The sequence below is a fragment of the Zunongwangia mangrovi genome (genome assembly GCF_900112105.1).
Classification (GTDB): Bacteria; Bacteroidota; Bacteroidia; order Flavobacteriales; family Flavobacteriaceae; genus Zunongwangia; species Zunongwangia mangrovi.
Map to the genome: position 1 here is coordinate 485,620 of NZ_FOKV01000002.1, position 6,287 is coordinate 491,906.

Genomic DNA, 6,287 nt, shown 5'->3' on the forward strand with positions numbered 1-6,287 from the left:
TATATCCGAAATTCTTAAATTTCGGCAACAATTATTTATTCTTCTTCCTGGCTTGCTTCCTCGCTTAGCGTTTCTACAGCATCCATCATATTAAATTTTTCCAGCTGCTCTTCTTCTCCTGTAAAATATGGAAATACATCTAAAATTGGCGATTCTGTGATCGACGGAATGCTGTAATCTCCCATGGTATCTTCCATCGCTTTTTCAGTATTTTCAAAAGCTTCTTTTACATCGTTTGCCTGCACCAGCATATAGCTATTCGATTTTTTCTCTTTTCCACTTTCCTCGTCCATCGCAATAAGAGACACTTTTGATCTAAACCAACGATCTGAATTATCAAAAGGGTGAACCTCAGCGAAATTAGCGATCTTAATGTTTTTAATCATAAAATCTTCGCTGGTAAGCTTCTGCATTTCTTCAGTAATTCTGGTTTCAGCTTCAGTATAAGACACTGCATCCAGCAGATACACTTCTGTTACCACTTTTTGCTCGCCTGTTTCATGTGTTTTTCTGTATTTCACCTTACATTCATACCAAATTACGCTCATGTCTTAAATTTTTAGGAGCGCAAAAATAAAATTTAAAGCTTGCCAAGAAAGTAATCCTAAGATTAGATATTCACAAGTTTAAATTTCAAAAATGAATGCGTTTTTTAATCAATATTAATCAAAAATCTAAGCAGTTCTTTTCCAATTAATTGGAAAAGGACGATACGAATAATATTGTAAAACTTCTTCTAAAGCAGCTTTCATCGCTTTGTTAATAGGAATAATTTTTCTTCCTAAACTAAAATCTATTTGTGCCAATTGTAAATAATAATCACTAAAAACCGGTACTGCCAGCTCTTCATTAATTGCTACAGATGTTTTCTGAAAAGCAACCGACTGTCCCTTTAAAATTTTACAACTAACCAGCTGAAGTTTCCCCAATTTATCTCGCTGTGCAGCATAACCAAAAAGCCTGCAAACCAATCCGCGTTCGTGATAAGACGAACATCTTCCCAAACCACTTTCTAAACTTAAAGTTTTATATAAATGGCAAATTTCTAGAGTAGATGTATTTAGCTGTGCTAAAGTTTCCTCAGCTTTTCCAGATAAAAAACACTGAAATGCCCAGGGCAAAAATTCTAAAGGCGAAGCCTGGATTCCTGGTTTTTCACAACATTTTCCGCATCCTACAGCACAACTAAAACCAGCCTGAGCCTGAAAAATTTCAAGCTCTTCTGAAAGGGTTTCGAATAAACTTTCGACTGCCCTTACTTTTTCTTCTAATTTCATTCAAAAGGCGAAATTAGTTGAAAATCGAATCTGATTTTAAAAAATCTTAGGCTGAAATTGTTAAATATTAGATCTAGTTTTTAAACTCCTCATCGGTCACAGGATCAAACCATTTAGAGCCGCCCATTTCAACATTTGGAATCACGAAAACATGTGTCATATCTTCTTCTACAGAAGCTCCATGCCAGTGTTTTACGTTCTTTGGAACTTTCACTACGTCGCCTTTCTTAATTACTTCTTTAGGCTGTCCTTCAATTTGATGAAATCCAACGCCATTGGTAACCATTAAAATCTGGCCGCTAGGATGGTAATGCCAATTGGTTCTGGAACCGGCTTCAAAAGTAACTGAACCTGATTTTGTGGTATACACAGAATCTTCAGGCACTAAAAGGTTCATATAAACTTTCCCTTCAAATTTCTCTGCGGAAGTTTTCTTTCCTTTTTCAAAAATAAGATCTGAAGTAGTTTTTTGGGTTTCGGTTTTACTTTCAGCTGCTGAAGATTTTTCTTTTTCTTCGGAAGGTTTTTGATTACAACTAAAACATAAACTTGCTGCTATAGTTAAAATAGCCAGCGCTGATCGGTTTCTCATAGCTTTCTTTTTTGTTAAATGTAAAAAGAAGCTTCTAAAAGAAGCAAACTAATCAGCGCTTTTAATAAAGCTTTATGTTTTTAAGTCACCCTGAAGTCCTGAAATATAAGGCTGATCATAGAAACGTTTCCCGGTTGCTTTATATAAAGCATTGGCTAAAGCACCAATAACCGGTGGAAACGGTGGTTCACCTAATCCTGTAGGATCTATACCATTTTCAGCAAAATAAACTTCTATACTTTTCGGTGCTTCTTTATGACGAATTAAGCGATACGTATCATAATTGCTTTGTTGCGGCATTCCATCTTCAAAACTAATTTTACTGTATAAAGCATGGCCAATACCGTCTATCGTTCCGCCTTCAACCATATTTTTAGCAGCATCTGGATTTACTACAATTCCGCAGTCTACCGCGCACACCACTTTATCGATAATAGGCTCATTATTTTTTACTCGAAGATCCAGGATCTGGGCTACATAAGAATTATGACAATAGTATGCCGAGATTCCGCGATTTAGATTTTGATCATCTTTTTTCCAACCAGATTTATCTCTTACCATTTCTAAAACACCGGCAAAACGAGCAGCATCATAATCGTTATTTTCACCTACCGGATTTTCCTTTGCTTTCTTTAAAAGATCTAATCTAAACTGAATTGGATCCTGGCCGGTTTCTTCAGCAAGTTCATCTAAAAACGATTGCTCGGCACCGGCAATAAAATTCGATCTTGGCGCTCTAAAAGCTCCAATAGAAATATTACTATCTACCGTCCAGCTTTCCGCTAAATAATTATCGATAGCCCCGGCAGGGAAACGATTAGCAAATAACGGACTCTCTTTTATTCCTCCTGCATTTACATGAAACGCAGTAATATTATTATTAGCATCTAAAGCAGCTCTATATTTTACGTGATATGCCGGGCGATAAACACCATCTGTCATATCATCTTCTCTAGAATACACCAACTTAACAGGCGCACCAGCTTTTTGAGAAATCACAGCAGCTTCTACCAGGAAATTTCCGTATAAACGACGTCCAAAACCACCTCCCATTCTGGTCATTTGGATATCTATATTTTCTAAATCTAAACCTAGACGAGACTGAATCGTTTTCTCGGCATATTCCGGAGTTTGGATTGGCCCTAGTAATTCGGCTTTATCTGCGGTGACATTAGCGAAAAAGTTCATAGGTTCCATACAATTGTGCGCCAAAAACGGACAAGTATATGAACGCTCTATAACTCTCACTGCATTTTTAAAAGCAGCTTCAGGATCGCCATCTTTTCGTATCGCTTTTGCTTTTTTAGAACCAACATCGGCCATCAAAGAAGTATGAGTTGCTGAACTTTCTAAACCACTCACCTCGCCCATCCCGGCAGATTTTTCAAGAATTTCGATCTTTTTGGTCAATTCTGGATTTAAATCCCATTCTACCTCTAGTGCTTTTTTAGCCTGCATCACCTGCCAGGTAGATTCACCTAAAACAACAACAAGTTTGCTAAAGGCAGAAACATCACTCCACTGCTTTTGAGTATCTTCAGGATAAGTATCGATCGTAAAAACGTCTTTAATACCAGGCATTTCTTTAATCTTCTCGGCATCCATCGATTTAAATTCCATTCCAAATTTTGGCGGATGAACGATCATGGCCGTTAGCATTCCTTCTTTATAAGTATCCAAACCAAAAAGCGGTTGCCCGGTCACGATCTTTTTTGCATCTACATTTTTTCTTGAAGAACCGATAATCTTAAAATCGTTCTTAGATTTTAGAACCACTTTATCTTCTTCTGGAATTTCGATTTCTGCAGCGGCTTTCGCAATCTCTCCGTAGGAAATAGTTTTATCACTACCCGAATGTGAAATGACTCCGTCTTCTACGCTTAGATCTTCAACCGGAACTTCCAGTTGTTTTGCAGCAGCTTCTAATAACATATATCTTGCCGTTGCTCCCGCTCTTCTTAGCGGTTCCCAGCCCTGGCGAATAGATTGACTACCACCGGCAAGCTGTCTTGAATATAATTCAGTATTTAAAGGCGCTTGTTCTACGATCACATTATTCCAGTCTACATCAAGCTCTTCGGCCACCATCATAGGCATCGAGGTTTTTACATTCTGGCCAATTTCAGGATTTGGAGAATATATCGTTACTACTCCATTATCGCCTATTTTTAAGTAACCGTTTAGTTCAAACCATTCATCTGGCATTTCTAAGGCGGCGTCTGCCACGGCAACTTCTTCGCTACGTTTACACGCTAGCCAGTTAAAACCAATAAGCAAACCACCACCGGCAATACCAACACTTTTTATAAAAGATCTTCTATTTACTGTTGTGCTTTTCTTTGTCATTTTTCTGAGGTTAAATTAGGCTATTTGGGATTTTGAAGCTGCTTTTATCGCAGCTTTAATTCGGCTATAGGTTCCGCAGCGACAAATATTGCCATTCATTGCGTTTTCTATTTCTTCATCTGAAGGATTTGGATTGCTTTCCAATAATGCTGAAGCAGACATAATCTGACCCGCCTGGCAATAACCACATTGCGGAACATCGATTTCTAACCACGCTTGTTGTACAGGATGATCTCCGTTTTCAGATAAACCTTCAATAGTTCTAATTTTACTTCCTTCCAAAGAAGAAACGGGTAACTGACAGGATCGTACTGCAGATCCATTAAAATGAACCGTGCAAGCCCCACATTGGGCAATTCCGCAGCCATATTTTGTTCCAACCAGATTTAAGTGATCTCTTAAAACCCATAAAAGTGGGGTACTTGGGTCGACATCTACGGTTTTATCTTCACCGTTGATATTAAGATTGAATTTCGCCATGACATGATTTTTCATAAAAATTACTAAAATAATCTTTAAACAGTCTTAAATCCTATCTATTTGGAATTGTTTTAAATAGAAAAATTGAAATTATATCGAATAAGTTTAAAAATCTATATTCAACATTTTCTCTCATAATTTTATAATTCCGTAATTTTTAAAGGCTTTTTATTTGTTATTCTTTATATTTCAGAAAAAATTAAATTACACACTATTTTTAACGAATATGAAAAAATCTAAAATAGCCGCACTATTTTTATTCGGAATTGGATGTTCTGCCATCGGTTTTTCTCAAGTTGATGCTCCTACTACTCCGCCTGAAGAATCTCCAATGCCCATGAAACCGGAAATGACTGAAATTTGGGAACCACAGGTAGAAAAAATCACTCCGGGTGAAAAACCTGGCGATGCACCTTCAGATGCGATCGTTCTTTTTGACGGTGAGAATTTGGACCAGTGGGTCAGTCAGGCAAATACCGAAAATGCAGCTCCCTGGGCGATAAAAGATGGTTATTTTGAAGTTGTTCCTGGAACTGGCGGAATTCAAACTAAAATGAAATTTGGTGATGCACAAATCCATATCGAATGGAGTGCGCCAGATAAAGTTGAGAACTCTGGGCAAGGGCGCGGAAACAGCGGATTGTTCCTTCAGAATAGATACGAATTACAGATTTTAGATTCTTACAATAATCGTTCTTACAGCAATGGGCAGGCAGGAAGTATTTACAAAGATGTGCCGCCATTAGTGAACGCTATGCGCTCTCCTGATAAATGGAATGTTTACGATGTGATTTACACTGCACCACGTTTTAAAGACGGAAAAATAGATCAAAAAGCCAAGATCACCGTGCTTCATAATGGAGTTGTTGTACAAAACAATACAACGATTCAGGGCTTAACGCTTTATATTGGATTGCATAATTATCCAGAAGCTCATGAAGAAGATGTGATCGCTTTACAGGATCACGGCACCAAAGTTCAATTTAGAAATATTTGGGTTAGAAAATTATAATTATAAATATCGATTTTCAGCTAATGGATCCGGCTAAATTTTTAGTCGGATTTTTTTGTGAGTAGAATTTTGGTAAGCTAGACGCTTGGTATTTTGGAGCATTAGATCTGATTTTATTAGAATGAAGCGATAGCGAAATCAAGATTTTATCGAGAACTTTTAGAAGGCTATCCTAAATATCAACGAAAAGAGATTTCTCGGCTACATTCTATTCCGCTCCTTTAGACTTATATTGTTATTTGAGAGCAGTATTACTAAGAAAAGAGAGCGGAACTTGGGTACACTATTTTCACTCAGAACATAAAGTTCAAAGTTCGATTCAGACCTAAGTTCAGACTTTCATCAACAATCTCTAATAGAAATTCGGGATACAAGCCCATTATCAAGGAGTTGAGTTATTGATAAAATCCTTCTTTGGAAAGCTTTACAAAGTTATGAAAAGTATTTATGTAGGTATCGACATCAGTAAAAACACTTTGGACTTTTGTGTTAGATCTCCCAGTGGGGGCAACCTTTCACAAGATTGGTAACAAAGTTAAAAGTATTCGAAAGCTACTGCAAAGCATAGCTAAGTTAGATG

Annotated in this window: 6 protein-coding genes; 1 reads left to right on the top strand and 5 read right to left on the bottom strand. The window is 37.2% G+C overall.

Features of this window, described 5'->3' with window-relative positions; genetic code table 11:
• Window positions 1-35: 35 nt before the first annotated feature.
• The 5 genes from BM201_RS08320 to BM201_RS08340 all read right to left on the bottom strand — a co-directional run bounded on the left by BM201_RS08320 (window position 36) and on the right by BM201_RS08340 (window position 4,695).
• Window positions 36-548, bottom strand: coding sequence for a DUF4494 domain-containing protein (locus BM201_RS08320; RefSeq protein WP_092541508.1), 513 nt, complete (start codon window positions 546-548; stop codon window positions 36-38).
• Window positions 549-674: 126 nt separating this feature from the next.
• Entirely contained in the window at window positions 675-1,277 is a 603-nt protein-coding gene (locus tag BM201_RS08325) for a YkgJ family cysteine cluster protein (protein WP_092541510.1), read from the bottom strand.
• A 73-nt stretch (window positions 1,278-1,350) separates the two neighbouring features.
• On the bottom strand, window positions 1,351-1,869 hold the full coding sequence (locus BM201_RS08330; RefSeq protein WP_092541512.1) for a cupin domain-containing protein: 519 nt from the start codon (window positions 1,867-1,869) through the stop codon (window positions 1,351-1,353).
• A 72-nt stretch (window positions 1,870-1,941) separates the two neighbouring features.
• Window positions 1,942-4,215, bottom strand: a complete 2,274-nt coding sequence (locus BM201_RS08335; RefSeq protein ID WP_092541514.1) for a xanthine dehydrogenase family protein molybdopterin-binding subunit — start codon at window positions 4,213-4,215, stop codon at window positions 1,942-1,944.
• Between the two features lie 15 nt (window positions 4,216-4,230).
• Window positions 4,231-4,695: a (2Fe-2S)-binding protein gene (locus tag BM201_RS08340; RefSeq protein WP_092541516.1), complete on the bottom strand. Its 465-nt coding sequence runs from the start codon at window positions 4,693-4,695 to the stop codon at window positions 4,231-4,233.
• A gap of 226 nt (window positions 4,696-4,921) precedes the next feature.
• On the opposite strand from BM201_RS08340, the gene BM201_RS08345 reads away from it, so the two are divergent.
• Complete coding sequence (locus BM201_RS08345; protein WP_092541518.1) at window positions 4,922-5,707, top strand: 3-keto-disaccharide hydrolase; 786 nt, start codon at window positions 4,922-4,924, stop codon at window positions 5,705-5,707.
• The last annotated feature ends 580 nt before the right edge of the window (window positions 5,708-6,287 follow it).

Bases quoted from the DNA above. Each gene is read 5' to 3' on its own strand.
- BM201_RS08340 (WP_092541516.1), bottom strand. From the start codon at position 4,695: ATGGCGAAATTCAATCTTAATATCAACGGTGAAGATAAAACCGTAGAT.
- BM201_RS08330 (WP_092541512.1), bottom strand. From the start codon at position 1,869: ATGAGAAACCGATCAGCGCTGGCTATTTTAACTATAGCAGCAAGTTTA.
- BM201_RS08325 (WP_092541510.1), bottom strand. From the start codon at position 1,277: ATGAAATTAGAAGAAAAAGTAAGGGCAGTCGAAAGTTTATTCGAAACC.
- BM201_RS08320 (WP_092541508.1), bottom strand. From the start codon at position 548: ATGAGCGTAATTTGGTATGAATGTAAGGTGAAATACAGAAAAACACAT.
- BM201_RS08335 (WP_092541514.1), bottom strand. From the start codon at position 4,215: ATGACAAAGAAAAGCACAACAGTAAATAGAAGATCTTTTATAAAAAGT.
- BM201_RS08345 (WP_092541518.1), top strand. From the start codon at position 4,922: ATGAAAAAATCTAAAATAGCCGCACTATTTTTATTCGGAATTGGATGT.